Here is a 26,518-nt window from a genome sequence, read left to right as displayed (position 1 = left end):
CGCCGCACGGCAGCGCTTGCCACTTTCAAGGAGAATTTCGATGATTGCACTGAAGTTGCGACAGGTATTGCGGATGACGGCCGCGTCGACGGCCGTGCTCGGCGCATTGCTGGCGACCGCGCCGGCCCACGCGGACGAGACGCGTCTGCTCGAGACCTCGTCGGCGAAGGTGCCGGCCGTCTCGGTCGGCCCGCAATACGACACGACGCACGTGTGCGTCGCGCCGGAAGACTTCGACCGCTTCACCGACAGCTTCGTCGCCACGTTCGGCGGCAAGAAGTCGCAGCAGGGCGTGTTCCAGGTCACGCCGACGCCGAGCCAGACGATGTCGCAGCTCGTGTTCACGCCGTCCGGCACGATCTCGGTGTTCGGCTTCAAGACGCCGATCCCGTATCCGTTCTGCGAGGAGCGCACCGGCTACCTCGTCACCGACATGGACGTCGCGATGAAATCGGCGCGCGCGCACGGCGCGGACGTGGTCGTCGACACGTTCCCCGATCCGATCGGCCGCGACGCGATCATCCGCTGGCCGGGCGGCGTGAACATGCAGCTGTACTGGCACACCCAGGCGCCGCACTACGATCCGCTGCAGACCGTGCCGGAAAACCGCGTGTACGTGTCGCCGGAAAGCGCGAGCAAGCTGGTGCACGACTTCGTCGCGTTCTCGCGCGGCAAGGTCGTGTCCGACGTGCGCAAGGCGCCGGGCATCGAGATCGGCCGGCCGAACGACACGTACCGCCGCATCCGCATCGAGTCGGGCTTCGGCAAGATGACCGTGCTGGCCACCGACGGCCATCTGCCTTATCCGTTCGGGCGCGAGATGACGGGCTACGAAGTGGCGGACCTTGCGGCCACGCTGGAGAAGGCGAAGGCCGCCGGCGTGACGGTGCTGGTGCCGACCTTCACGTCGGACGGGCGCGATGCGGCGCTCGTGCAGTTCCCGGGCGGCTACGTCGCCGAGATCCACGCGCGGTCGAAGTGATGGAACGGCGGTCGATGAGGCGGACGTGGCGGGGCGTGTTGCCGGCCGCCGTGCTGGCGGGCGGCGTCGCGACGTACGCCGGGACGGCGGCCGGCGCCGAGGAAACCGCGGCGCCGGCCTCGACGGCCGCCGCGACGTGCACCGCGAAGCGTCCCGCGGTGCTGTTCAACCGCTGGCAGGAAGACTGGTCGGTGCTCGCGAATCCGTGCGTGCCGCGCAAGCCGCTCGACGGGCTGAAGTACATCCCGCTGGGCGCCGACCCGTCGACTTACCTGTCGCTCGGCGCGAACCTGCGCGAGCGCTTCGAGCTGAACAACGCGCCGCTGTTCGGGCTCGGCGCCGCCCACGACGACAACTACGTGATCCAGCGCGCGACGGTGCACGCGGATCTGCGCTATGCCGGGCATTTCCAGGCGTTCGTCCAGTTCGTCGATGCTCGGCCGTACGGCAAGGACACGGTCGGCCCGGTCGACAAGGATCAGCTCGACATCGAGCAGGCGTTCGTCGCGTACGTCGACCAGCTGGGCGGCGGCACGTTCAAGGCGCGCGTCGGCCGGCAGGAAATGGCGTACGACTTGCAGCGGTTCGTGTCGGTGCGCGACGGGCCCAACGTGCGCCAGGCGTTCGACGCGCTGTGGGCGGATTATGAAATCGGCAACTGGCGGCTGATCGGCTATGTGACGCGCCCCGTGCAGTATCGCAACGATGCGGTGTTCGACGACGTGTCGAACCGACACCTCAGATTCGACGGCGTGCGGATCGAGCACAACGCGGTGGGGCCGGGCGAACTGTCGGGCTACTGGTCGCGTTATACGCGCGACAACGCGCGCTACGTCGCGGGGGCCGGCACCGAGCGGCGCGACGTGTTCGACATGCGCTACGCGGGCAAGTCTTCCGGATTCGATTGGGATGCCGAAGCAATGCTGCAGACCGGCCACATCGGCCAGGACACGATCGGTGCATGGGCGTTCGGCGCGCTGGGCGGCTACACGTTCGCGAAGACGCCGGGCACGCCGCGCATCGGCATCCAGGTCGACGGCGCGTCGGGCGACAAGCATCCCGGCGACGGACGCATGGGCACCTTCAACCCGCTGTTCCCGAACGGCTATTACTTCACGCTCGCCGGTTACACCGGCTACAGCAACCTGATTCACGTGAAGCCGTCGCTGACGTTCAAGCCGGCCGGCAACGTGACGGTGCTGACCGCGGTCGGGTTCCAGTGGCGCGCGACGACGGCCGACGCGATCTACGGGCAAGGGATGCAGGCCGTGCCCGGCACGGCCGGCAAGGGCGGCGCGTGGACCGGCATGTACGCGCAGGCCCGCGTTGACTGGCTCGTCAACGCGAACACGGCGCTGGCGGTCGAGGCGGTGCACTTCCAGCTCGCCGATTCGATTCGCGCGCTGGGCGCGCGCAATGCCGACTATGTCGGCGTGGAGGCGAAGTTCGGCTGGTGACGCGGCGCGCGGCTCAGTGCTGCGCGCCGGCGAGCGTCTCGACGAAGTCGATGAACGCCGTGACGCGCTTCGAGCCGCGCTGATTCGGCAGATACAGCGCGGTGACGACCGAGCGCGCCGCATCGGGCATGACGTCGTACGCTTCGAACAGCCTGCGCAGACGGCCCGACTGGACGTCGCCGTCGACCAGCCAGTCGGGCAGCAGCGCGATGCCGGCGCCGTCGAGCGCGGCATCGCGCAACACTTCGCTGTGGTTCGACTTCAGCCGTCCGGCGACCAGCACTTTCGTCGTGCCGTGCGCATCGGCGAACGACCACGCCTGCTGGTCGCCGCCGAAGTGAAAGCGCAGGCATTGATGGTCGACCAGTTCGGCCGGGCTACCCGGCGCACCGTGCGCATCGAGGTAGTCGTGGCTCGCGACGACGAAGCGCTGGAAGGTGCCGAGCTGCCGCGCGACGACCTCCGCGGACGGCGCCGCCTCGCCGAGCCGGATCGCGACGTCGATCCGGCCGGCGACGAGATCGACGCGTTCGTCGGTGAGCTGCAGGTCGAGGTCGAGCTTCGGGTAGCGCGCGAGGAAGGCCCCGATGTGCGGCGCGATGCGGCGCACGCCGTAAGCGACGGGCACCGACACGCGCAGCGGTCCCGACGGCTCGTCGCCGCGATCGGAGACGAGCGCGTCGGCTTCCGCGAGTTCCTCCAGCAGCCGCTTGGCCCGCGCGTAGTACACGGAGCCGGCATCGGACAGCGTGACCTGGCGCGTCGTGCGGTTCAGCAGCACGGTGCCGAGCGATGCCTCGAGCGCATCCACCGCGCGCACCACCGACGAGGCCGCGAGATCGAGACGCCGCCCCGCGCTCGAGAAGCCGCCGGCTTCCGCTACTTCCACGAACGCGCGCAGCGCGGAGAATTTGTCCATGTCGTTGCCTTTGTGCGTGCCGCAACGATGCGTTGCGTGCCGCTCGCATTCTATCGCCGGTCGGCAAGCGCTATCTTCGAGGCTGCAATCAACAGGAGAGCGCAATGAATTCCGTCGAAGTCACGATCACCTACGACCTCATCTGCCCGTGGTGCTGGATCGCCGAGCGCAGGCTCGCGGAGGCGATCGACGAAGCCGGGCTCGCCGGCGACGTGAAGGTCCGGTTCGTGCCGTTCGAACTGAACCCGACGATGCCGGCCGCGGGCATGGACCGCAAGGCGTACCGCAGCGCGAAGTTCGGCAGCTGGGCGCGCTCGCAGGCACTCGACGCGCAGGTGGCCGACGCCGGCCGCGCGGCGGGCCTCGTGTTCGATCATGCGCGGATCGCGCGCACGCCGAACACCCGGCTCGCGCACCGGCTCGTCTGGTTCGCGCAGCAGCGCGGCGGCGCGGCCGCGCTCGTCGATGCGCTGTTCGCCGCGTACTTCCGCGACGGCCGCGACATCGGCGATGCGGACGTGCTGGTGGAGCTTGCGGCGGGTGCCGGTCTGGCCGGCGACGCGGTGCGGGCGTTCCTCGCCTCTGACGAAGGGCTCGACGCGGTGATCGCGCTCGAGGCCGATGCGGTGCGCGCAGGCGTCGCGTCGGTGCCGTCGACGCGGATCGGATCCACGGTCGTCAGCGGCGCGCAGCCGGCCGCCGTGTTTCGCGATGCGTTGCTCGCCGCGCATCGCGCGCATCATCGGGTCGCATGAATCCGGCCCGCAGCCGCGGCGCGTCGATTTTCAGAACGTTTCATATTCGGCTCAGGATTATTGCGAAACCGAACGGTACGCTCCATGTCGCGCGCATTTCGTCTGCCGGAGCGGCAGGCGCCGCGCGACGTCGACACGCAACCGTGGAACTCGGACATGAACACACTGAACCGGCGCATGCGCGCGTTGCGCTCCGGCGCCATGCATGCTCGCCGCATGGTGTGTCGGCCTGGTTGCCTTGGGCGGGTCGGCCGCCGGGGCGGCCGACGGCGTCAGCGCGATATGCCGCGCCGCCACGCGCCGGGCGGATGGCCGACGATGCGCGCGAAGAGGCGGTTCAGGTGACTCTGGTCGGCGAAGCCGCACGCGGCCGCGATTTCCGCGAGCGTCATGTCGGTCGTCTCGATCAGCTCGCGGGCGCGCATCACGCGCTGCTCCAGCAGCCATTGATGCGGCGTGCGCCCCGTCGTGCGCGAGAACGCGCGGATGAAATATCCGCGCGACAGATCGCATTCGTTCGCGACTTCCTCGATCGATACGCCGAGGTTCGCCTTCTCCATCAGCAGTTCCTTGGCGAGCGCCGTCTTGGCCGGCGACAGCAGGCCCTTGCGCTGCAGGTCGCGCGCATGCGCACTGCCGTACTGGCACGCAAGATGCGTGCCGATCGCGACGCCCATCTGCTCGACGAACAGCGTGTTCAGCGCGCCCGGCACGTCGAGGCTGTCGGCGACCGCGTGCGCGAGGTGGCCGAGCACCGCGTCCTGCACGTCGGGCGCGCAGGTCAGGCCGGCGATTTCGGTGCCGTCGTGCTCGCGGCCGAGACGGTCGAGGTAGCTGTGCGACAGCTCGATCAGCATGAAGTCGAACTTGCCGTACAGGTCGGCGCGGAAATTCCGGGAAAAGTCGCGGATGTAGATGGAGTTGTGCTGAAACCGTCGCTCGGATTTGCCGGTGCCGCCGTAGATCGTGCGCCGATGCCCGCCGTTCAGCGATACGCCGATCAGGAAGCCGCGATCGCTGGCGGCCATCTCGATGCGCTCGAATTGTTCGTCGCGCATGCATTTGCGATGGAGCGTCAGGCCGCCGGCCGACCTTTCAATATCCTTGGAAAGCAGGCTCGACATGCATCCGAGCGTGTCTTTCGGTGGCGCCGCGGCGGGCGCGACGAGGGCATCTGACATGTTGGAGCGTCCTTCGAGGGGTACGGCGCGCGAGCATTCTTGCGCGCAGTTTATACGGCGCGCCCGACAGGCCCACTGTAACTTGAATAAATGTCCGCTTGCTGATGAAAAATGCGCCGGCCGGGCCGGTTCATTGTGCCAGCACGCGAACGATTTCGCCGTCGCGCGAACGGCCTGCGGAGACCGTGGGCCGAATGATACTGCCCCATTCGGGTTCCCGCCGCACGGGTGTCCGCCGCGTGCCGTCGCGGCGGGCGCGAGTGCATTTTCATTCAAGATTTTTCTTTATGCGGCGTTTAGACTCGGCCCACTTTTTGACATTTCGTGCCCCGCGTGCCGCGCAGGCCCGGTGCGGGCTTCCGCCCCGGTGAACCGTGCGTTCACATGGCGGTCATCGTGGGGAACCTGGAGGCGGCCATGATCCAGATCGGGAATTTGTCGGTGGATTTCGAGCAGCGCGACATTCGCCATCACGGCGCGTCGCTGCGGATTGGCGCGCGCGCGCTCGACATACTGGAAGTACTGCATCGCGCGAACGGATCCCTCGTGTCGAAGGACGACATCATGGACGCGGTATGGCCGGGCCTGATCGTCGAGGAGAACCGGCTGCAGGTGCACGTCGCGACGCTGCGCAAGGCGCTGGGCCCGAACCGCGACCTGATCAAGACCGTGCCGGGCCGAGGCTACCTGCTGATCGCGCATCCGCCGGTCGCGCACACCGTGGCGCCGCCCGCGCCCGACGTGGCGCACGATACCGAAGCAACCGCCCATCCGGTGCCGCTCGTCGGGCGTCAAACCGAGATCGGGCAGATCGTCGACATGCTCGAACGCGTGCCGGTCGTCACGCTCGTCGGCGCGGGCGGCATCGGCAAGACGAGCCTCGCCGCGCGCGTCGCGCATGAATTGCGCGCGCGCTCGGGCGAGCGCGTGCTGTTCGTCGAACTGGCGTGTGCGACGACGCGCGACGACGTGCTGCGCGCGATCGGCACCGAACTCGGGCTCGACGCGGACGGCGTGCCTGCCGTCGAGCGGATCGGCGATGCATTCGCCGCGTCGCGCGGCCTGCTCGTGCTCGACAACGCGGAGCACGTCGTCGATCTGGTGGCCGACCTCGTCGAAACGCTGACGTCGCACAGCGCGGCGCTGCGCGTGCTCGTGACGAGTCGCGAGCCGCTTCATATTTCGGTCGAAGCCGTGTTTCGCGTGAGCCCGCTGGCGGTGCCGGACGGGCGCGCATCCGTCGACGAGATCGTGCGCCATTCCGCCGTCGAGCTGTTTTTGGCGCGGATTCGCGCCGCCACGCCCGATTGCGCGGTCGATGCGGCCGGCCTCAGGTTGATCGGCGATATCTGCCGGCGCCTCGACGGATTGCCGCTCGCCATCGAGCTCGCGGCCGCGCGCGTCGCGACGCTCGGGCTCGAGGTCGTCGCGGCGCGTCTCGACGACAGGCTGAACCTGCTGACGGGCGGGCTGCGGTCGGCCTTGCCGCGCCACCAGACGCTGCGGGCCACGTTCGACTGGAGCTACGTGCTGCTGGATGCGGCCGCCCGGTCGCTGTTTCGCCGCATGGCCTGCTTCATCGGCCCGTTTACGTTCGATGCCGCGCGCGACGTCGCGATGGACCCGGGCATGCCGGCCGCCGAGATGGTCGCGCTGCTCGGCGAGCTGGTTGCGAAGTCGCTGGTCGCCGTCGAATTCAACGGCGCGCAGGCGCGCTACCGGCTGACCGAATCGACCCGCGCGTACGCGCTCGAGAAACTGCACAACGAAGGCGAATTCGACGCGGTCGCCGCACGTCATGCGCGTTACGAACACGAGCAGGCGGAAGCGCGAATACTGGCCCAGGCACAGCCCGCGCACGCCGCGGGCCTGCGTCCCGACGCAGACGTGGCGCCGCTTCGCGAACGCGCGGCGGCCGGGCCGCAGGCCGCGGAAATCGACGGGCTGGCGCAGGCGTTGCTCGATCCGGCGCGCATGCGCGAATGTTCGCTACCCGCGCGACGCGCACTCGACGCGCTCGACGCCGGCGCGCCGGAGGCTGTCGACGCCGTGCGCGAGATGCGCCTGCGCGCGGCCTATGCGGCTGCACTGCTGCATACCGACGGCGATACGCACACGGCCGCCGCGATGTGGGACAGGACGCTCGGTCTCGCGGGCCGGGTCGGCGACGACGCGTTCGACGCACGCGCGCTGGTCGGGCTGTGGAACACCATGCTGACGCGCTCCGACATTCATGAATCGCTGCGCTATGCGACGCGCTTCGAGCGGGCCGCGCAGCGGCGGGGCGACCCGTCGCAACGGCTGCTGGCGAGTGCGATGGTCGCGACCTCGCTGCATTACTTCGGCGAGCATGCGCAGGCGCGCGAGCGGCTCGAGGCGGCGACGGCCGAGCTGGCCGACGCCGGTGAACCGCCGTGCGCCGAAGCCGCGCTGGGCATCGACGTCGCGACGCTCGGCCGGACGATGCTGATGCGGCTCGTCTGGATCCAGGGCGATCCGGATTACGCGATGCGGCTGTCGGCGCAGGCGGTCGAATGCGCGCGCCGCAGCGGCTCGGGGCTGGCGTTGTGCGTCGTGCTCGGTGCCGCAGCCGTGCCGATTGCGTTGCGCTACGGCGATCACGATGCGATCTCCGACTATCTCGCGACGCTGCGCGCGACCGCCGACGCAAACGGCTTCGACATCTGGCGCAGCCATGCCGAATGTCTCGCCGGGCGGTTCGACATGCAGGCGGGCCATCCGGGCGCCGGCCTCGCGCGGCTCGAGCCCGCGCTGCGGCGCATCGAAGCGAGCGGGTTCCGGCGGCTGCTCGCGCCGCTGGTCGTCGCCTACGCGGAAGGGCTGACGCGCACCGGCCGCGCGGCCGACGCATGCACGAAGCTCGACGCGACGCTCGCGCGCTGCCGCGCGCACGGCGAGCATCTGTTCGTGCCCGAACTGCTGCGCGCGCGCGGGCTGGCGACGCTCGAACAGGCCCGCGCCGCCGATCCGGATCGCGCGGCCGCGTGCGAAGCGGACGGGCAGCATCATCTGTTGACGGCGATCCAGACGGCGAACGCGCAAGGCGCCGCGATGTGGGCGCTGCGCGGCACGCTGGACCTGGCCGATCACCTGATCGAGCGCGGGCGCATCGCGCAGGCATCGTCGCTGGTGGCCGACCTGTCGGGGCAGATCGACCCGCAGTCGCGCGCGTTCGACGTCCGGCGGCTGGCGCGTCTGCAGAATTTCGTTCGCCAGGAGACCAGCGCGTCGACCGGCTCGACGCGCGCGCGACGCGAGGCGGCGGATGCGATGCAGTCGGCGGCGTGACGGCGCGCGGGCCGATCGTTCAATGTTCAAGGAGAAAGGGATGGTCGGTGGATCGTCAAACCGGATGCACGCCGCGTGCGGCCGCATGCCGGCTTTCGGCGCGGACGGGGGGGCCTGACGGTGCTCGAAACGACGGCATCCGCCGAAGCGGCGGACCTCATCGTATACAACGGCAAGATCGCGACGCAGGACGCGCGGCGGTCGTTCGTGACCGCGCTCGCGGTCAAGGACGGCCGGATTCTCGCAACGGGCAGCGGGCACGACGTGATGCGCCATGCGCGCGACGGCACGCTGCGCATTGACCTGAACGGCCGCACCGTGATCCCGGGGCTGAACGATTCGCACCTGCACGCGATTCGCGGCGGCCTGAATTTCAACCTGGAACTGCGCTGGGACGGCGTGCCGACGCTGGCCGACGCGCTGTGCATGCTGCGTCGCCAGGTGCTGCGCACGCCGGCGCCGCACTGGGTGCGCGTGGTCGGCGGCTGGACCGAATTCCAGTTCGCGGAAAAGCGCGGGCCGACGGTGGCCGAGCTCAACGCGATCGCGCCCGACACGCCGGTCTTCATCCTGCACCTCGGTGACAGCGCGCTGCTGAACGCGGCCGCGCTGCGTGCGATCGGCTACGGCCGCGACACGGGCGATCCGCCCGGCGGCGAGATCCAGCGCGATCGCCTCGGCAGGCCGACCGGCATGCTGATCGCGCGCCCGGACATGGGCGTCCTGCATGCGGCGCTCGAGCGCGGCCCGAAACTGGACCACGACGAGCAGATGAATTCGATGCGGCAGTTCATGCGCGAACTGAACCGCCTCGGCGTGACGAGCGCGATCGATGCCGGCGGCGATTTCCAGTCCTATCCGGACGACTACGGCGCGATCATGGCGCTCGCGCAGCGCGGTGAAATGACGGTGCGCATCGCGTACAGCCTGTTCGTGCAGCACGCCGGGAGCGAGATCGACGACTACGCGCAGTGGGTGACGCTGGCGAAACCCGGCGACGGGGACGCGTTCCTGCGCATGAACGGCGCGGGCGAACTGCTCGTGTATTCCGCGGCCGATTTCGGCAATTTTCTCGAGCCGCGCCCCGATCTGCCGGAAGCGCTCGAGACGGAACTGGCCGCCGTGGTGCGGCTGCTGGTGCGGCACCGCTGGCCGTTCCGGCTGCACGCGACGTACGACGAATCGATCGGCCGTTTCCTGAACGTGCTCGAAGCCGTGCACCGCGAGGTGCCGTTCGACGGACTGCGCTGGTTCCTCGACCACTGCGAGACGATCTCGGATGCGAACATCGCGCGCATCGCCGCGCTGGGCGGCGGCGTGACCGTTCAGCACCGGATGGCGTACCAGGGCGAGTATTTCATCGCGCGCTACGGCGCGGAAGCGGCCGCGCGCACGCCGCCGATCCGCGCGATGCTGGCGGCCGGGCTGCCGGTCGGCGCGGGCACCGATGCGACGCGCATCGCGAGCTACAACCCGTTCCTGTCGCTGTACTGGATGGTGTCCGGGCGCACCGTCGGCGGCACGGCGCTCTATCCCGAATGCAACCGGCTCAGCCGCATGGAGGCGCTGCGCCGCTACACGGTGGGCAGCGCGTGGTTCTCGAACGAAGACGATCGCAAGGGCGCGCTCGTGCCGGGCCAGTATGCGGATTTCGCGGTGCTGACGGACGACTATTTCACGATCGACGAGTCGCAGATCAAGTCGCTGGCGTCGGTGCTGACGGTCGTCGACGGCAAGGTCGTGCACGCCGACGACGAGTTCGAAACGCTGGCGCCGCCGCCGCTGCCGGTCAGCCCTGCGTGGTCGCCGGTGGTCGAGTTCGGCGGCTTCGCGCGGCGTGGCTGGACGGCCGCGATGCCGAAGCGCGCGGCGGCCGACGGCCACCCGGATGCGCGCGCCGCGCGCGGTCATGCGGGCCGTTTCGCGCAGCGCCTGCAGGCGGCCGCGCGGGAGGTCGTCGAGCAGTGCGAAGGATTGGTCTGCCACGGTGCCGCCTTTTAGGACGGCATGGGTCGGCGGGCGGAATGGCGGTGCCGGTGCGTACCGCGCGGCGAATGGATAATTTTGTGCCCCGGCAACGGGCAGAAGGAGACGAGATGAGTGCTGCGCACACGTGTGCACGGGCCGACGACGAAGTTGCCGGCGTTCGCATTCCCCGGACGCCGATGACGATCGAAGCCGTCGAGGCCGCATGCGCGTCGCTGCCGCGCGTGATCGCCGATCATGCATGCCGGGTGTTCGTCCTCGCGTCGCTCGCCGCGCGCCGTGCCGGCGAGACGCTCGATGCCGATGCGCTGTACGTGGCCGCGATGTACGCGAACATGGGCTTGAGCCCGGCCTACTCCCGCTCGACCGAACGCTACGAGATCGACAGCGCCGATGCCGCGCAGGCGTTCCTGTCGCGCCACCAGATTTCGCAGCAGCTGCGCGACGAGGTGTGGTGCGCGATCGCGCTGCATACGACGCCCGGCGTGGCCGCGCGCATGTCGCCGCTCGCGCGTGCGCTGGCGTTCGCCGTGTCGACCGACCTGATGGCGACCGGCTTCGACGCGTATTCGGTGGACGAGCGCCGCGCGCTGCTCGCCGCGTATCCGCGCGGCGAAGGATTCGGCGATGCGTTCCTCGACGCGCTCGCGCGCGGTGTCGCGCACCGGCCGGCGTCGACCTTCGGCACGTGGAGCGCGGATGTGCTCGATCGGGCCGATCCGGATTTTCGCCGGCCGAATTTCTGCGGCCGTGTGCTCGGTTCGCGCTGGCAGGACGCCTGAGCACATTATTCGCCATCCTGATGATCGGGCCGGTTGCGGCGGCAGCGGGGGCTGCCGCCGGCGCAGTGCGCTGACGGTCAGGCGGTCAGGCCCGCCGCGTCGTGACGCGCGTAGTCGACGTATCCCGCGCGGTCGCCGCCGTACCAGCCGACCGTCTTCGGCGCGGCGAGCGGCGCATTCGCCGCGATCCGCTCGACGAGGTCGGGGTTCGCGATGTATGCGCGCGCGAACGCGACGAGATCGGCATCGCCCGCGTCGATCAGCGCATTCGCGGCGTCCGGCGCGATGCCGCCGTTGACGATCAGCGTGCCGCGGTACGCGTCGCGCGTGTTGGCGATGATGCGCGGCAGGTCGGGCTCGCCGCTCCAGCCGTTGGTGTCCGCCGCGTGCACGTAGGCGACGCCGGCTTCGTCGAGCATGCGCCCGACGTAGGCGTAGGTCGCATCCGGATCCGCGTCGCGCACGTTGTTGTACTTCGCGTACGGCGAGATGCGCACGCCCACGCGATCGAGCGGCAGCACGCCGCCGACGGCATCGACGATTTCCTCGAGGAAGCGCGCGCGGTTCGCGAGCGAGCCGCCGTAGCGGTCGTCTCGGCGGTTCAGTGTCGACGACAGGAACTGGTGCGGCAGGTAGCCGTTGGCCGCGTGAATCTCGACGCCGTCGAAGCCGGCCGCCTTCGCCCGAAGCGCCGCCTGGCGGAATTCCTCGACCGTCGCGGCGACCTCGTCGGTCGTCATCGCGCGCGACGGCGTCGCATGAATCTTCGTGTAGTAGCCGTTCTGCAACTGCGCCCACACCTGCAACTGTTCGAGATCGTCGTTGACGCCGGACGGCGACAGCGGCGCCGCGCCGCCGAGCAGCGTCAGCGAACTGACCCGGCCGCCGTGCCACAGCTGCGCGAAGATGCGACCGCCGTTGGCATGGACCGCGTCGGTGACCTGCTTCCAGCCGGCCGCCTGCTCGTCGGTGACGAGCCCCGGCGTGAGTTCGAACGCCGCGGAGGCCGGGCCGACGTTGGTCGCTTCGGTGACGATCAGGCCGGCCGACGCGCGCTGGGCGTAGTACTCGGTCATGAGCGCGGTCGGCAGGCCGCGCGACGGCGCGCGAGAACGCGTCATCGGGCCCATCACGATACGGTTGGGAAGCGGCAGGCCGCGCAGATCGTAGTGGCTGAGCAAGGTGGACATGATGGATTCCTTGTGCGTGGGGCAGGGCGCCGCCGCGAATCGTCCGGCTGCGGCCGGTGCGGCGGCTGGCCCTGCGGGAAGTCGGAGATGACGTGCCGGCAGCGTTCCGTTGCGCGAGAGGCCCGAGCGGCATTCGCGCGTGAACCGGTGCCGGCGCCGGTTCAGGCCTGTGCGTGGCGTTCCGCGTGCGGCCGCCCGATCACGAGGTAGTGGGCGAGCGCGACGATCGGGAACACGCCGGCGACGGCGGCGACGAGCGGCCAGCCGCCATGCTCGTACAGCGGGCTGGCGAGCGCGGAGCCGATGGCGCCGCCGACGAAGATGCTCGTCATGTACAGCGCGTTCAGGCGGTTGCGGCTCGCCGCATGCAGCGCGTAGATCTCGCGCTGGCCGAGCACCATGTTCATCTGCACCGCGAAGTCGAGCACGATGCCGGTGACGACGAGGCCGTACAGCCCGGCGCCGTGGACGAGCGCGACCGCATACGACAAGGCGCCTGCGACCAGTGCGATCAGCGTGGCCCGCACCGTGTGGCCGGCATCCGCGAGGCGGCCGGCGACGGGCGCCGACGTCGCGCCGATCGCGCCGACCAGTGCGAACAGGCCGATGGCCGATTGCGACAGGCCGTAGTGACGCGTGAGCTCGACTGGCACGGCGGTCCAGAACAGGCTGAACGACGCGAACATCAGGCCCTGGTAGAACGCGCGATGGCGCAGCACCGGCATCGTGCGCACGAGATGCAGCAGCGAGCCGATCAGTTCGAAATAGGTCGCGCGATGATCGGGCTGGCGCGACGGGATCGTCAGCGCGAGCACGGCCGTCACGAGCGTCATCAGCACGGCGGCGGCCGCGAACACGAAGCGCCAGCCGAACGCGTCGGCCACCACGCTCGACAGCGGACGCGCGAGCAGGATGCCGAGCAGCAGCCCGCTCATGATCGTGCCGACCACGCGGCCGCGCGAATGATCGGGCGCCAGGTGCGCGGCGAGCGGCACGAGGATCTGCACGGCGACCGAGCTGAAGCCGATCAGCAGCGAGATCGCGAGGAACGGCCCGGGCGTATGCACCATCGCCGCGGCCGCGAGGCTCGCGATCGACACGACGGCGGTCGTGATCATCAGCTTGCGGTTCTCGAGCAGGTCGCCGAGCGGCACGATGAAGAACAGGCCGAATGCGTAGCCGATCTGCGTCAGCGACACGATGAGGCTCGCGGTTTCGCCGGACATGTGCAGGCTGGGTGCGATGAGTTCGGTGATCGGCTGCGCGTAGTACAGGTTCGCGACGATCGCGCCGCAACTGAACGCGAACAGCAGGATGAGGCCCTGCGTGAGCTTGGTCGCGTGCCCGTGGGCAGCGAGCGGGGTGGATTCTGCTGACATGATCGACTCCTTGAAAGAGATGTCGGGAGCCCGTTCTTCGGGCGGGCGGTGCGATTGTCGATGCGGCGAAACGACAGTCGCCGCATTGCCGTCAAGATTATTGATCGATCGATAACAAGGGAATACGCCCGCTGCGCAACCGAGCATTGCGTGGCGCGCAAAGGGGGCGGATCGCGCGTGGAATCACGCGCGGACGCTGCCGCGCGAGCGTGAAGCGGGCCTCCGGCGCGCATATCGCGGCTCGCGAAGCCCATGAAACCAGTCTGGATCGCGCGGACTGAATTGTCCTGAAACGCCGCTTTAAATCATTTGATTCATGCGGCGGGCGACGAGGGTGTCGCTGTCAGCCGCGCTTGCCCTGCAGCGTCGGAATCTCCGCGAACTGGCCCGCGAGCCATTCGACGAAGAGCTTGAGCTTGACCGGCGTATGCCGGTTGGGCGGATACAGGATCGAGATCGGCCGGGGCGGCGGGTTGAAATCGGTCAGCACCTCGCGTAGACGCCCCGATTTCAGGTACGGCTCGACCAGGTACAGCGACGTCTTGATCAGGCCGATCCCCGCGAGGCCGCATTCGATGTAGGTATCGGCGTCGTTCACCGCGACCGTGCCGCACATCTGCACGATGCGCGGTTCGCCGTCCACGACGAAATCCCACGGACGCGGCCGGCCCGTATCGGCCGAGATGTGGCTGACCGCGACGTGCTGGGCCAGGTCGTCCACCGTTTCGGGGGCGCCGCATCGTTCGAGATAGGCGGGGGCCGCGCAGGTGCAGGTGGTGAGGCTGCCGATCCGTTTCGCGACCATGCCCGAATCGTCGAGCGCGCCGATGCGCACGACGCAATCGACGCCTTCGCCGATCAGGTCGATCTGCCGGTCGGTCACGCCGAGTTCGACCGAGATGCCCGGATTGGCGGCGAGAAACTCCGGCAGCGCGGGCACCATGATCTGCTTCGCCATGGCCGGCGGCAGGTTCACCTTCAGGCGGCCGCGCGGCACGTTGCGCGCCTGCGAGACGGCCGCTTCCATGTCGTCGATCTCGCGCAGCACGCCGACGCAGCGTTCGTAATAGGCCTGCCCGTCCTCGGTCAGCGAGATGCGGCGCGTCGTGCGGTTCAGCAGCCGGCAGCCGAGATGCCGTTCGAGCGTGCTCAGCAGCGCGGACACGCGCGGCGTCGTGAGTCCGGTCGTGTCCGACGCGCGCGTGAAGCTGCCCGTCTCGACGATGCGCGTGAACACGCGCATCGAAAGCAAGGTATCCATCGTTCAGAAATCTCCAGCCTGTCGATTGTCGGCGCCGGTGCGTGCCGGCGCGATCGGTTGTGATCCGCGGCTATGCGTCGATGCGTTTCCTGAGCGAATCGCCGGCGAACGGCATTTCGCGCATGCGCTGCCCGGTCGCGTCGAAGATCGCGTTGGCCAGCGCGCCGGCGGTCGGCCCCATCGACGCCTCGGCCGCGCCGAGAAACGGCGCGCCGGGACGATTGATCAGGTGCACCTTCACGCTTTGCGGCGCGGCCGGGAAACGCAGGATCGGATAGCTGCTCCAGTCGAAACTGCGAATGCGCTGCGTATCGTATTTCAACGCCTCGTACAGCGTCCAGCTCGCGGCCTGCACGATGCCGCCCTCGATCTGGTTGCGGATGCCGTCGGGCGACACGATCTGGCCGGCGTCGACGGCGACTTCCGCGCGGTCGAGCGTCACGTGGCCCGTCTCCGGCACGACCGTGACCTCGACCGCGATCGCGACGTAGCCCATCAGGTTCTTGTATTTGCCGAACGCGAAGCCGACGCCGCGATTGCGTGCGCGCGGCGGCCGCGGCCAGCCGAATTTGGTCGCGGCGAGCTGGATCACCTGGCGCGCGCGGTGATCCTCCATGTGGCGCAGGCGGAATTCGACCGGATCGACGCCGGCGGCGTGCGCCAACTCGTCCATGAAGCTTTCGATGGCCCAGACGTTCGTGTGCGCGCCGAGCGAGCGCATCGCGGACGTCTGCAGCGGCATCGTCGGCGAGAAGTTGTTGACGATGTGCATGTTCGGCAGCGCGTACAGCGGGATCGCATTGCGATCGCCGCCGCCCTCGGGCTGCAGCATCGGCGTCGACGGCGCGGACACGAACGGCGGCTCGAGCATGCGGGCGGGCAGCAGCCGGCCGGCGTTGACGATGCGCTCGTTGTGCGAACTGCTCCACAGCGCGTAGTTCCAGTCGACGATGCGGCCGCCCGCATCGAGCGATGCGCTGAGCTCGGTGACCATCGCCGGCGTGAAGTGGTCCCACGTATGTTCCTGGTCGCGCATCCACTGCACGCGGATCGGCTTGCCGGGCATCGCGGCCGCGATCAGCGCCGCATGCGCGGCCGCGTCGTCCGCGCCGTTGTGCCCGTAGCAGCCGGAGCCCTCGGTGTGGATGCAGCGCACGTTCGCCTTCGGCATCGACAGCATTTCCGCGAGCGCGTCGCGCAGCGGATAAACGCCTTGCGAGTGGGTCCACACGGTCAGCGTGCCGTTCTCGAGATGGGCGACCGAACACGATGGCCCGATCGAGCCGTGCAGCAGATAGTTCTTCAGGAACGTGGCGGAGAGCGTCTTCGACGCCGGCGCGCTCGGCGCATGCGTGTTGGCGATCTCGATGCGTTGGGTCGCGATCCGCTTCAGGTCCGCGTGGACCGTCTCGCGGTCGGGCAGCGGCCGGCCGCCGGACCAGCGACAACCGGCGGCCAGCGCGCGCTGCGCGACCACCGCCTGCCATTCGCCCTGGGCGACGACGGCGAGCATGCTGCCGTTGCGCACGATCCGCACGACGCCCGGCATCTTCAGGATCGCGGCTTCGTCGAACGACAGCAGTTTCGCGTCGTACACCGGCGGCATCACGACCCGCGCATGCAGCATGCCGGGCAGCGTCATGTCCTGCACGTAGCTGACGCCGCCCGTGACCTTGTTCGGAATGTCGACGCGCGGCAGCGACGTGCCGATCACGGCGAACGTGGCCGGCGGTTTCAGCGGCGACGTCGGCGTCGCGTTGCGGTGCAGGTCGACGGTGCGCACCGCGTCGGCGTAGCGCATCGTGCGGCCGTCCGGCGCCTTGATGACGGCGTCGGCGACGGTCAGCGTGCGCGGATCGACGCCGAACTGCTTCGCCGCGCCGTCGACCAGCAGGCCGCGCACCTGCGCGGCGGCGTTCAGCAGCGCGGAGCCGCTGTCCGCCATCGTGTGGCTGCCGGCCGTCAGGCCTTCGTCGGGCGACGCGCCGGTGTCGGCGGTCAGGAACGTGATCAGCGAGGGCTTCATGTTCAGCTCCTCGGCGGCCACCTGCAGCAAGGCGGTGCGCACGCCGGTGCCGAGCTCGACCTTGCCGGTGAACACGGTGACCTTGCCGTCGGGCGCGATCTTGATCCACGCGTCCAGCAGCGGATTGGTCTTCAGGCTGCCGGCCAGCGTTTCGGTGGCCTTGGCGACGTGGACGGCGGCGCCTTCGTCCGCGATCACGACCTCGGCGAGCGCGCGCGCGGCGGGCGCGAGGGTGAACGCGACGAAGAGCGCGCCGGAAACCATGAAGTGCCGGCGGCCTTCGTCGATGTCGTCGGGTGCGTTCATCAGATTTCCTTATTGATCATGACGGGCGCGGCGGACGGTTCCGGCTCCGGCATCCCCGCGACCTGGCGTACGGCCGCCAGGATCCGCATGTGGGTGCCGCAACGGCACAGGTTCGGTTCCATGTGGGCGCGCAGCTCGCGTTCGGTCGGCTTCGGGTTGCGTTCGAGCAGCGCCTGCGCGCGCATGATCATGCCCGCGATGCAGTAACCGCACTGCGCCGCCTGGTGATCGATGAACGCCTGCTGCAGCTTGCCGGGATGCTCGGCGGTGCCGAGGCTTTCCAGGGTCCTGACGCGACGCTCGCCGAGCGCGGCGACCGGGATCAGGCACGAGAACATCGGCTTGTCGTCGACGATCACGGTGCACGCGCCGCATTGCCCGAGGCCGCAGCCGAACTTCGCGCCGTGCAGGTGCAGGTCGTTGCGCAGCGCGTACAGGAGCGGCGTCGAGGGATCGATGTCGAGCGTGTGTCGCACGCCATTCACGGTGAGGGCGATCATTGCGCGCGGTCCTCCTTTCTGAGCTTCGCGGCGAGGGTGTCGACGCCGGTCCATGCGGCGCGATCGGAATATGTTTCGCGGAGATAGGCGGCGAGATCCGCGATCTGCCCGTCGTCGTACTGGTCGATATAGGACGGCATGTAGTTCAGCGTGTCCTCGCCGTGCCAGCCGATACCGTTGAACATCATCTGGATCGCGTTGCGCGGCGTGTCGGCGGCGATCGCCGTGCTGAACGCGAGCGTCGGCCGCTCGCCGATCGACTGCATCGGCGACGCCGGCCCGTGGCACTGCGCGCACGACGCCTGGAACAGCACCGCGCCGCGCTGTCCGGCGGGCGTCGTCGGGCCGCGTCCCGCGCCGGCCGTTGCCGGACGGGCGGCGGCCGGCTTCTGGATGGACAGGATGTACGCGGCGATCGCCTCGACGTCCTCCACCGGCACCGTCGCGAGATCGCGCGTGACCGGCAGCATCGGTCCGGCGGCCGCGCCATGCTCGCTCGCGCGGCCGGTGCGCAGGTACGTGACCAGTTGCGCCTGCGTCCACGGCCGGACCGCGTGACCGAGCGTGTTGAGCGGCGGCGCTTCCCAGCCGTCGACGATGCCGCCGTCGAACGCCTTGCCGGCCTGTTCGCCGCCGATCGCATTGAGCGGCGAATGGCACGACGCGCAGTGCCCGAGGCCGTCGACGAGCGCCTTGCCGCGATTCCATTGCGCGGATTGCGCCGGATCGGGCTGGTACGCGCCCTCGCGCAGGAACAGCACGTTCCAGAACGCGACCAGCGGCCGGAAGTTGAGCGGGAAGATCAGGTCGTTCGCCGGCGTCTTCGTCTGGACCGGTTCGCGCGTCATCAGATACGCGTATGCGGCCGCGATGTCCTGGTCGGACATTCGCGTGAAATGAATGTACGGAAAGGCCGGGTACAGCGGATGGCCGTCGCGGGCGATGCCGCTGCGCAGCGCGCGCGCGAATGCCGCCTGCGACCAGCGGCCGATGCCCGTGTCGGCATCCGGCGTGATGTTGGTCGCGTAGATCGTGCCGAACGGCGTCGCGAGCGGCAGGCCGCCGGCGAACGGCTTGCCGTCCTTCGCGGTGTGACACACGACGCAGTCGCCGAGCGCGACGACGCGCGCGCCTGCGCGAATGAGCTGCGGATCGAACGACGCGCGCGCGGGCGGATCGATCGGCGCGATCGACGGCCGGAACATGATGCCGATCGCGACCGCGAGGCCGACGACCGTGACACCTGCCGCGCCGAACCAGAGACGTTTGTGCTTCATGCGCGCTCCCGGCGAGCCGGTTCGTTCGGCGTCGTGCAGTTGGCGAGGCAATGGAAAGGGCGTCGGCCGTGCGGTTCGCGCGATGCGGCGCGGATCCGCTTGCCGTGACAGGCGGGCCGGCGCGTGCCGGCAACGGCGGTCGCGGCCGGGGCCGACGGATGGCGATGGCGCATGGCCGACCGGTTCGGCCATGACGAGCCGGGCCGGCGATGGCGATTCGCGGCGGAGTTCATGTCGTCGTTCCAGAAGGTGGGATTGCGCGCGGGCCGTGGCCCGTGCGGCGGATGATGGGGGCAGTCTACGCGGCGGGCGGCGCCGTTACCTGAAACCGCGCTGAAACGTTCTGAACGCAGGCGCCAGGCATCGCGTGCGGTTCCGTCGTGCGCCTCGGCGCATGGCGGACCATCGTGTCGGCGTTGGCGATATCGATTCCGTCATCGCCGGCCAGCATGTCAAAGCGGTGTGCCGAGGCCGAACGCGGCCGCGAGTTGCGGCCCCTTCTCGAGCAACGCGGTCACTTCCTCGCGCCGTCGCACCGACCATCGCGCGAGACGTTCGACGACGTCGGCCGCGTCGGCCGGCAGCGCTTCGGCGAGCGACACCGCATCGCTCGCCGCCTTCGACGTGCCGGAGGCCGTATGCGGGCGCACGGTGCAGGCCGCATCGCCGATCAGCGCCACGCGGCCGTCGACGAAGCCGGGGCTCAGCGCGTCGACGATCGCCTGGTTGAACGGCGCGCGCGTCGCGAGCACCAGTTGCGACAACGATGCCGGCAATCGTTCTTCCGCCAGTTGCCGCAGCGCGCCGACGGTCTCATCCGCAAGCATCCCCGGATGCACCGATGCATGATGGACGTTGCCGTCACGATCGGTCAGGTGGCGGCGCAGCGCCGTGCGGTCGGCTTCGTTGCGATACCACAGCCAGTTGAAACGGCGCGCGCCCGGCGCGAGCGAGCCGTCAAGCGCGGGAATCAGGAACGCCATGAACAGCTCGCCCGGCGCCTTGTGAAGCGTCATGTTCTCGACCAATGGCGCAATCGCGGCGGCGTCGAACTCGGCTTCGTCGACGATGCCGCGCCACGCGAGATAGCCCGCGAACGACGGCGCGTAGCCGGGAAACAGGCGCGTGCGCAGGGTCGAGCCCGCTCCGTCGGCCGCAATCAGCACGTCCGCGCGGATGCGTTCGTCGCCCAGGTGTACGTCGACGCCGTCGGCGTCCTGCTCGAAGCCGCTGACCGCGCGGCCGTAACGGATGCGTCCGGGCGGCAGCGTCTCGCACAGCGAGCGGTACACGGCGTCCCACGACGAGAACGGCAGCATTTCGGGTTCGTCGCGCGTGACGCTGCCGTCGCGATCGATCCAGCGCCGCCGATGCGTCGGCACGCTGATCATCTGCCGGCAATGACGGCCATGCTGTTCGAGGAACGCCATCATCCGGCGCAGCACGGCCACGCCGCCGCCCTGACCGCGTAGCGGCGACGGCGAGCGCTCGTAGACCGTTACGTCGTGCCCGATGCAGTCGAGCGTCAGCGCGGCCGCGAGACCGGCGATCGACCCGCCGGCAATGATTATTTTCATCGTGCGTGACTCCATGTTCGAAAGACGGCATCGTCGGCCGCTTGCCCGCCCGCGTGCCGACGCGCGTGGTGCCGACGGTTCGCCGGATGATGCCATGTGCGTCGGCGGGCTGCGCCGACCGTGCAGGCGCGGCCGGTCGCATGCGTTTTCGCCGGCCGGCCCGCGCGCTAGATCCGCAGCAGCCTGCCCGCATTGCCGCCGAGGATCATCGAACGCTGTTCCGCCGTCAGGTCGACGCGATCGAGAAAGCGGACCGGTTGTTCGTAGCCCATGTCGAAGCAGTAGTCGCTGCCGAGCACGAGCCGGTCGACGCCGACGTTCGCGATCAGGAAGTCCAGCACCGGCCCGGAATGGGACACCGTGTCGTAGCTGAAGCGCCGCAGATAGCTGCTCGGCTTCTGCGCGAGCCGGCGCGTTTCGGGGCGCACGGTCCAGCCCGCGTCGAGGCGTCCCGCGACGATCGGCAACGCACCGCCCGCATGCGGCAACGTGAAGTGCAGGTCCGGATGACGATCGAGCACGCCGCCGAGGATCAGGTGCGCAGCCGCGATCGCCGTATCGAACGGATTGCCGAGCAGGTTGCTCAGGTAGAAATCGCCGAGCCGCGCGCCGCCGACCGTTTGCTGCGGATGCAGGAACACAGGCAGGTTCAGTTGCGCGATGCGCGCGAAGACCGGCGCGAACAACGGATCGTCGAGATCGCGGTTGTCGATGTTGGTGCCCATGTACACGCCGCGCACGCCGGGCAGCTGCGCGGCGCGTTCGAGTTCGTCGATCGCGTCGGTCGCGTTCAGCATCGGCAGCGTCGCGAGCACGACGAATCGTGCCGGATGCCGCTGGTAGACGCGCGACGCGGCCGAATTCCAGTCGCGCGCGAGCTTCGCATTGAACGGCCGGTCGCCCCAATACGCCATCGGCACGCTGAGCGACAGCGCCTGAACGTCGACGCCGGACGCATCCATGTCCCTGAGCCGCGCGTCGACGTCGATGAACTTCATCGGCAGCGGCCCGAGGCCGCCGGCGGGCGTGCGGAACGTGAACGATGCGTCGTCGCACGTGAACGACCCGCCGAAGCGCTTGCCCTCGCCGCCGACCAGATCGCAAAAGCTTTCGGGGTAGTAGTGCGCGTGGATGTCGATCGCGCGCGGCCTCGGCAGCGACGGGGCGGTCGAGGCGGCCGGGGCGTTCGCGGTATCGGCGGCCGATGCCGAACGGCCGGCCACGGCCGTGCCGGCGAGCGCGGCAAACGCGCCGAGCAGGCGTCGCCGGACCGGCGACGGGCAGCAGGTGCAGGTCAGCGTGGCGTGTCTCATGCGGATATCGACTCCTCGAATCGTGCGGCTCCGCCGCGTTGCGTGATGCCCGTTGTGATGCCCGTTTCGCACGCGACGAGCTGGGTGTCGAACTGCGCGCGCTCGTGCCGCGCACGGGCCGAGCGATCGGTGACGGAGAACAGGACGACGCCGGCGAACGCCGCCGCCATCGAGAACAATGCCGGGTATTCGTACGGATAGACCGCATGCGCGTGACCGAGCACCGTCACCCACACGGTCGGGCTCAACACCGTGAGCGTGACGGCGGTGGCGAGTCCGAGCAGGCCGCCCAGTACCGCGCCGCGCGTCGTCAGCCCGCGCCAGTAGATCGAGAGCAGCAGCACCGGGAAGTTCGAGCTCGCCGCGATCGAGAACGTGAGGCTGACGATGAACGCGATGTTCTGCTTCTCGAACGCGATGCCGAGCAGGATCGCGAGCACGCCGAGCACTACGGTCGTCGCGCGCGCCACGCGCATTTCCTCGCGGTCGGACGCGCGCCCGCGGCGCAGCACGTTCGCGTAGAGGTCGTGCGAGATCGCCGATGAACCCGCGAGCGTGAGTCCGGCGACCACGGCCAGGATGGTCGAGAACGCGACCGCGCAGATGAAGCCGAGGAACACGTTGCCGCCGACCGCATGCGCGAGGTGGATCGCCACCATGTTGGCGCCGCCCGTCACGGCGCCGGACGCGTCGTGGTACTGCCGGTCCGGCGCGACCAGCGCGATGGTGCCGAAGCCGATGATGACGATCAGCATGTAGCCGATGCCGACGATGCCGGTCGCATGCAGGATGCTCTTGCGGGCCGCCTTGACGTCGCCGACCGTGAAGAAGCGCATCAGGATGTGCGGCAGGCCCGCCGTGCCGAAGATCAGCGCGAGGCCGAGCGACACGGCCGAGACCGGATCGGAGACCAGGCCGCCCGGACGCAGGATCGCCGCATGCTTCGGATGCACGCTCACGGCCTGCGCGAACAGCGCGTCGAGACTGAAGCCGAAACGGCCGAGCACCATGAACGCCATGAACGCCGCGCCGGCGAGCAGCAGCACGGCCTTGACGATCTGGATCCAGGTGGTCGCGAGCATCCCGCCGAAGAAGACGTAGACGACCATCAGCACGCCGACGACCAGCACCGCGACCGTGTAGTCGAGACCGAACAGCAGCTCGACCAGCTTGCCCGCGCCGACCATCTGCGACACCAGATACAGCAGCACGATGACGATCGAGCTCGATGCCGCGAAGGCGCGGATCGGCCGTTGCCGCAGGCGATAGGACACGACGTCGGCGAGCGTGTACTTGCCGAGATTGCGCAGCGGCTCGGCGATCAGGAACAGGATGATCGGCCAGCTCGCGAGAAAGCCGACCGAATAGATCAGGCCGTCGTAGCCGCTCGTGAACACCAGCGCGGAGATGCCGAGTAGCGACGCCGCCGACATGTAGTCGCCGGCGATCGCCCAGCCGTTCTGCAGCGCGGTGATCCGGCCGCCTGCCGCGTAGTGGTCGGCCACGCTGTGGTTCTTGCGCGCGGCCCAGCGCGTGATGACGAGCGTCGACGCGACGAACAGCAGGAACATGCCGATCGCGACCGGGTTGTGCCCGTGCGCGAGCGCCGCGGGGCTGGCCGCGAACGCCGGCGCCGTGCCGACGGCGGCGATCGATGCGAGGAGCAGGCGTTTCATTGTGCGTCTCCGTCGCGAATGGACGCGACGAGCGCGTCGTGGACCGAGTTGGCCTGGAACACGTACAGCGCGACCAGCGCGAACGTGACGACAAACATGCCGAAGCCGGCCGGGATGCCCCACGGCGTCGGCCGGCCCGGCACGATCGGCTGGCCGAGCAGCGTCGGCGAAAACGCCAACGTCAAAATGAACGCGAAATAGAGGGCGAGCATGACGAGCGTCAGCGACCAGGCGAGCAGCCTTCTGCGCCTGACGAGCGTGCGAAAACGGGCATCGCGCAGCAGCGGATGCGGGGCCCGCGCCGGCGAGTCCGGATCGGGCGCGGTGCCGGCGGCGGCCGGAAGCATGTGGTTCACGGTGTCTCCTCGATGGGTCGAATGTCGTGGCGGCGGTGCGGGCGTCGCGCGTGTCGTGCGCGGCGTCCGCCGTTGCCGGGCTCAGACGTGCGGCGGCACGGCGGTTTCCCGCATCACGACTTCCGGCGTTCGATAGCGCTCGGCCATTTCGCGCTCGGTGTCGTTTTTCAGTTGCGCCTGCATGTAGGCGCCGAGATGGCGCGCGTGCTGCACGATCGCGACGCCGAACGCCGTGCGCGTTTCGCTGTATTCGCTCAGTGCGTCGAGCGTGTCGGCGCGCGTGGCGAGTGACGCGACGAGCGCGAGCGCATCGCCGGCGGCCTTGGTGACGCCCATTCCGCAATGCGGCCGCGCGACGAATGCGGCATCGCCGAGCAGCGCGATTCGGCCGAACGCCATGCGTGGCACTTCGAGGTCGTAGATCGGCTGGAACAGCGGCTGCGTCGCGCGCGACACGACTTCCGCGAACTGCGGCGCGAGCAGCGCGTGGGCCGCGTCCTCGAGATCGGCGAGGACGTCGCGCCGGATCAGCGTCGGCGGAATGCCGCCCGCCCACAGCTTGCCGGTCTCGTCGGTCAGCAGGTTCGGAAGGTCGGTGTCCTCGCTCGTCGCGCGATACCAGACGAAGTTGTAGCGGCGCTCGCCGGGCAGCGTGCTGTTGCCTTGGCCGGCGACCGGATAGCCGAGGATCTGTTCGCGCGGCGGCAGGCCGAATGCGAACTTGTCGAACAGGGTCGCGTGGGTCGCGTCCGACAGCGCGGCTTCGTCGACCAGCCCGCGCCACGCGACGTAGCCCGCGTATTGAAGCCGTGCGTCCGGCACGAGCCGTTCGCGAATCGCGGAGCGGAATCCGTCGGCCGCGACGACGAGGTCGGCGTGCACGACCGAGCCGTCGGACAGCGTGACGGACGCGTGCGCCGGGCCGTCCGAGACGTCGGTCACGACGGCGCCCGGGTGATAGTGCTGATCGGGCAGCGCCGCGCGCAGCACGTGATACATCTTGCTCCACGCGGTGAGCGTCTGCGGCAGCCGGCGCGCCGACGCCACGGCGCCGTCCTGCGACAGCGTAATGCGCGACTCGACCTTGACGCCGATCGATTCGTCGATGCGCACGCCCGCGGCGCGCATCACGTCGAACAGTTCCGGATGCGTGACGATGCCGGCGCCGCGGCCCGATAGCGCCTCGGGCACCCGTTCGTACACGTCCACGTCCCAGCCATTGCGCAGCAGGAGGTTCGCGGCGAACAGGCCGCCCAGCGAGCCGCCGACGATGACGGCCTTGCGGTGGGTTGAAGTGACGTCGTTCATGTCAGTCTCCGATGGATGCGCGCGCCGCTGCGGCCGCGTCGGGAAGCGCCAGGCCTTCGACCTCGGCGGCAGGGAAGTTGAGTTCGATCGTCACGCCCGACGGATCCTCGATGAAGACCTGGTGCAGCCCGAGGCTCGGCACCGTGCGGTCGCGCCACGGGACGTTCTCGGCGCGCAGCGTGTGCCACGTCGCTTCGACGCCGGTCGCGAGGAACGCGATGTGATCGACGGTGCCCGTGCCGCTGGCCGGCAGCGCCTTGTCGCCGAGATAGGCCGTGAGGCCGTCCGGGTTGGCCGGATCGACGCCGATGATGTGAACGATTCCGTAGTCGGCTTCGTCGCCGCCCTTATAGAGCCACGCGCCCGGAAAGTCGAACGGCGGGCGATAGCCGCGTTTGAAGCCGAGCACGCGTTCATAGAACCGGCACGATTTTTCGAGATCGAGCGTGCGGATCGAGTAGTGCGCGAGTCTGGATACAGGCATGGGACACCTCGTGTTTATCGGGCGATAAGTTATCGTTCGATAAATTCTAGTGGAAAAGATCGGCAGGACAAAGCCGCGATCGAGCGGTGTTTACCCGCGGTCGAAAAGGGTGCCGGATGCCGGCGCGCGATGCGTTACGACGCGATCTCGCCGGCCATGACGTCGTCCGCGTAGCACCACACCCAGCGCTCGCCCGGCTCGATCGAACGGGCGAGCGGGTGGCCGGTTTCGTGGAAATGCCGGCTCGCATGGCGATTCGGCGACGAGTCGCAACAACCGACCTGCCCGCAGCTCAGGCACAGGCGCAAATGCACCCACCGGCTGCCGGATTTCACGCATTCCTCGCAGTAGTCCTTGTCGGTGTTCAGCACGCGTGCTTCGCCGAGGTGAGTGCAGGTCGTGGCCATCTTTCGCTCCGATGCCGGCGCCGCAGAGCGCTCGCAGCGCGGCCGGCGCGAAGCTGCGAGCGGAGGTGGACAGGCTTCATTGTGGAC

21 protein-coding genes are annotated in these 26,518 nt (G+C 69.2%); 6 read left to right on the top strand and 15 right to left on the bottom strand.

Going from position 1 to position 26,518, the window contains the following annotated elements:
• The first annotated feature begins 40 nt into the window (after positions 1–40).
• Together WS49_RS25265 and WS49_RS25260 are read left to right on the top strand one after the other, a co-directional pair.
• Positions 41–982, top strand: coding sequence for a hypothetical protein (locus tag WS49_RS25265; RefSeq protein WP_059534424.1), 942 nt, complete (start codon positions 41–43; stop codon positions 980–982).
• 14 nt (positions 983–996) lie between these two features.
• On the top strand, positions 997–2,439 hold the full coding sequence (locus WS49_RS25260) for an alginate export family protein (protein ID WP_059534506.1): 1,443 nt from the start codon (positions 997–999) through the stop codon (positions 2,437–2,439).
• Between the two features lie 13 nt (positions 2,440–2,452).
• On the opposite strand, the gene WS49_RS25255 is transcribed toward WS49_RS25260, so the two are convergent.
• On the bottom strand, positions 2,453–3,358 hold the full coding sequence (locus WS49_RS25255; RefSeq protein WP_059534422.1) for a LysR family transcriptional regulator: 906 nt from the start codon (positions 3,356–3,358) through the stop codon (positions 2,453–2,455).
• Positions 3,359–3,462: 104 nt separating this feature from the next.
• Between WS49_RS25255 and WS49_RS25250 the strand changes: the two genes are divergently transcribed.
• Entirely contained in the window at positions 3,463–4,113 is a 651-nt protein-coding gene (locus WS49_RS25250; RefSeq protein ID WP_059534421.1) for a DsbA family oxidoreductase, read from the top strand.
• A 272-nt stretch (positions 4,114–4,385) separates the two neighbouring features.
• Here the strand turns inward: WS49_RS25250 and WS49_RS25245 are convergent, their stop codons facing one another.
• Positions 4,386–5,294, bottom strand: coding sequence for an AraC family transcriptional regulator (locus WS49_RS25245; protein WP_059534419.1), 909 nt, complete (start codon positions 5,292–5,294; stop codon positions 4,386–4,388).
• A gap of 417 nt (positions 5,295–5,711) precedes the next feature.
• Here WS49_RS25245 and WS49_RS25240 point away from each other — a divergent pair, with 417 nt between their 5' ends.
• The 3 genes from WS49_RS25240 (at position 5,712) to WS49_RS25230 (ending at position 11,371) form a co-directional block, all read left to right on the top strand.
• A complete protein-coding gene (locus WS49_RS25240) occupies positions 5,712–8,603 on the top strand; it encodes an ATP-binding protein (protein WP_059534504.1) in 2,892 nt (963 codons plus the stop codon).
• Between the two features lie 120 nt (positions 8,604–8,723).
• Positions 8,724–10,604, top strand: a complete 1,881-nt coding sequence (locus WS49_RS25235; RefSeq protein WP_059534417.1) for an amidohydrolase — start codon at positions 8,724–8,726, stop codon at positions 10,602–10,604.
• A gap of 95 nt (positions 10,605–10,699) precedes the next feature.
• On the top strand, positions 10,700–11,371 hold the full coding sequence (locus tag WS49_RS25230) for a hypothetical protein (protein WP_059534415.1): 672 nt from the start codon (positions 10,700–10,702) through the stop codon (positions 11,369–11,371).
• A gap of 77 nt (positions 11,372–11,448) precedes the next feature.
• Here WS49_RS25230 and WS49_RS25225 read toward each other — a convergent pair whose 3' ends face one another.
• From WS49_RS25225 to WS49_RS25165, 13 genes are all read right to left on the bottom strand, one after another.
• Positions 11,449–12,561 carry an alkene reductase gene (locus tag WS49_RS25225; protein WP_059534413.1) on the bottom strand — a complete coding sequence of 371 codons (1,113 nt, stop codon included), beginning with the start codon at positions 12,559–12,561 and terminating at the stop codon, positions 11,449–11,451.
• A gap of 161 nt (positions 12,562–12,722) precedes the next feature.
• The gene (locus WS49_RS25220) at positions 12,723–13,940 is read right to left on the bottom strand and encodes an MFS transporter (RefSeq protein ID WP_059534411.1); all 1,218 of its coding nucleotides are present in this window, start codon (positions 13,938–13,940) and stop codon (positions 12,723–12,725) included.
• A gap of 343 nt (positions 13,941–14,283) precedes the next feature.
• Positions 14,284–15,201, bottom strand: coding sequence for a LysR family transcriptional regulator (locus tag WS49_RS25215; RefSeq protein WP_059534409.1), 918 nt, complete (start codon positions 15,199–15,201; stop codon positions 14,284–14,286).
• A gap of 70 nt (positions 15,202–15,271) precedes the next feature.
• Positions 15,272–17,533, bottom strand: coding sequence for a xanthine dehydrogenase family protein molybdopterin-binding subunit (locus tag WS49_RS25210; protein WP_059534407.1), 2,262 nt, complete (start codon positions 17,531–17,533; stop codon positions 15,272–15,274).
• Entirely contained in the window at positions 17,533–18,033 is a 501-nt protein-coding gene (locus WS49_RS25205; RefSeq protein WP_059534405.1) for a (2Fe-2S)-binding protein, read from the bottom strand. Before WS49_RS25205 ends, WS49_RS25210 begins: the two co-directional genes overlap by 1 nt.
• Complete coding sequence (locus WS49_RS25200) at positions 18,030–19,310, bottom strand: c-type cytochrome (RefSeq protein WP_059534502.1); 1,281 nt, start codon at positions 19,308–19,310, stop codon at positions 18,030–18,032. Before WS49_RS25200 ends, WS49_RS25205 begins: the two co-directional genes overlap by 4 nt.
• Before the next feature lie 452 nt (positions 19,311–19,762).
• Complete coding sequence (locus WS49_RS25195) at positions 19,763–20,887, bottom strand: FAD binding domain-containing protein (RefSeq protein ID WP_059534500.1); 1,125 nt, start codon at positions 20,885–20,887, stop codon at positions 19,763–19,765.
• A gap of 167 nt (positions 20,888–21,054) precedes the next feature.
• Entirely contained in the window at positions 21,055–22,200 is a 1,146-nt protein-coding gene (locus tag WS49_RS25190; RefSeq protein ID WP_082725577.1) for an amidohydrolase family protein, read from the bottom strand.
• On the bottom strand, positions 22,197–23,876 hold the full coding sequence (actP, locus tag WS49_RS25185) for a cation/acetate symporter ActP (RefSeq protein ID WP_059534403.1): 1,680 nt from the start codon (positions 23,874–23,876) through the stop codon (positions 22,197–22,199). The genes WS49_RS25190 and actP overlap by 4 nt, the downstream gene beginning before the upstream one ends.
• Positions 23,873–24,232, bottom strand: a complete 360-nt coding sequence (locus tag WS49_RS25180) for a DUF485 domain-containing protein (RefSeq protein ID WP_059534401.1) — start codon at positions 24,230–24,232, stop codon at positions 23,873–23,875. The genes actP and WS49_RS25180 overlap by 4 nt, the downstream gene beginning before the upstream one ends.
• A gap of 81 nt (positions 24,233–24,313) precedes the next feature.
• Complete coding sequence (locus WS49_RS25175) at positions 24,314–25,540, bottom strand: FAD binding domain-containing protein (protein WP_059534399.1); 1,227 nt, start codon at positions 25,538–25,540, stop codon at positions 24,314–24,316.
• A gap of 1 nt (position 25,541) precedes the next feature.
• Entirely contained in the window at positions 25,542–26,024 is a 483-nt protein-coding gene (locus WS49_RS25170; RefSeq protein WP_059534397.1) for a VOC family protein, read from the bottom strand.
• A gap of 134 nt (positions 26,025–26,158) precedes the next feature.
• Positions 26,159–26,431: a ubiquitin carboxyl-terminal hydrolase 14 gene (locus WS49_RS25165; protein ID WP_059534396.1), complete on the bottom strand. Its 273-nt coding sequence runs from the start codon at positions 26,429–26,431 to the stop codon at positions 26,159–26,161.
• Positions 26,432–26,518: the final 87 nt, after the last annotated feature.

The organism is Burkholderia sp. RF7-non_BP4, assembly GCF_001521935.1.
In the GTDB taxonomy this organism is placed as follows: Bacteria; Pseudomonadota; Gammaproteobacteria; order Burkholderiales; family Burkholderiaceae; genus Burkholderia; species Burkholderia diffusa.
The sequence above is the reverse complement of the archived record's forward strand: the minus strand, read 5'-3'. Positions and strand labels throughout refer to the sequence as shown.

What these genes read in the sequence shown, in the direction of transcription:
- WS49_RS25265 (WP_059534424.1), top strand. Translation starts at nt 41, where the DNA reads ATGATTGCACTGAAGTTGCGACAGGTATTGCGGATGACGGCCGCGTCG.
- WS49_RS25260 (WP_059534506.1), top strand. Translation starts at nt 997, where the DNA reads ATGAGGCGGACGTGGCGGGGCGTGTTGCCGGCCGCCGTGCTGGCGGGC.
- WS49_RS25255 (WP_059534422.1), bottom strand. Translation starts at nt 3,358, where the DNA reads ATGGACAAATTCTCCGCGCTGCGCGCGTTCGTGGAAGTAGCGGAAGCC.
- WS49_RS25250 (WP_059534421.1), top strand. Translation starts at nt 3,463, where the DNA reads ATGAATTCCGTCGAAGTCACGATCACCTACGACCTCATCTGCCCGTGG.
- WS49_RS25245 (WP_059534419.1), bottom strand. Translation starts at nt 5,294, where the DNA reads ATGTCAGATGCCCTCGTCGCGCCCGCCGCGGCGCCACCGAAAGACACG.
- WS49_RS25240 (WP_059534504.1), top strand. Translation starts at nt 5,712, where the DNA reads ATGATCCAGATCGGGAATTTGTCGGTGGATTTCGAGCAGCGCGACATT.
- WS49_RS25230 (WP_059534415.1), top strand. Translation starts at nt 10,700, where the DNA reads ATGAGTGCTGCGCACACGTGTGCACGGGCCGACGACGAAGTTGCCGGC.
- WS49_RS25225 (WP_059534413.1), bottom strand. Translation starts at nt 12,561, where the DNA reads ATGTCCACCTTGCTCAGCCACTACGATCTGCGCGGCCTGCCGCTTCCC.
- WS49_RS25220 (WP_059534411.1), bottom strand. Translation starts at nt 13,940, where the DNA reads ATGTCAGCAGAATCCACCCCGCTCGCTGCCCACGGGCACGCGACCAAG.
- WS49_RS25215 (WP_059534409.1), bottom strand. Translation starts at nt 15,201, where the DNA reads ATGGATACCTTGCTTTCGATGCGCGTGTTCACGCGCATCGTCGAGACG.
- WS49_RS25210 (WP_059534407.1), bottom strand. Translation starts at nt 17,533, where the DNA reads ATGAACGCACCCGACGACATCGACGAAGGCCGCCGGCACTTCATGGTT.
- WS49_RS25205 (WP_059534405.1), bottom strand. Translation starts at nt 18,033, where the DNA reads ATGATCGCCCTCACCGTGAATGGCGTGCGACACACGCTCGACATCGAT.
- WS49_RS25200 (WP_059534502.1), bottom strand. Translation starts at nt 19,310, where the DNA reads ATGAAGCACAAACGTCTCTGGTTCGGCGCGGCAGGTGTCACGGTCGTC.
- WS49_RS25195 (WP_059534500.1), bottom strand. Translation starts at nt 20,887, where the DNA reads ATGAAAATAATCATTGCCGGCGGGTCGATCGCCGGTCTCGCGGCCGCG.
- WS49_RS25190 (WP_082725577.1), bottom strand. Translation starts at nt 22,200, where the DNA reads ATGAGACACGCCACGCTGACCTGCACCTGCTGCCCGTCGCCGGTCCGG.
- actP (WP_059534403.1), bottom strand. Translation starts at nt 23,876, where the DNA reads ATGAAACGCCTGCTCCTCGCATCGATCGCCGCCGTCGGCACGGCGCCG.
- WS49_RS25175 (WP_059534399.1), bottom strand. Translation starts at nt 25,540, where the DNA reads ATGAACGACGTCACTTCAACCCACCGCAAGGCCGTCATCGTCGGCGGC.
- WS49_RS25170 (WP_059534397.1), bottom strand. Translation starts at nt 26,024, where the DNA reads ATGCCTGTATCCAGACTCGCGCACTACTCGATCCGCACGCTCGATCTC.
- WS49_RS25165 (WP_059534396.1), bottom strand. Translation starts at nt 26,431, where the DNA reads ATGGCCACGACCTGCACTCACCTCGGCGAAGCACGCGTGCTGAACACC.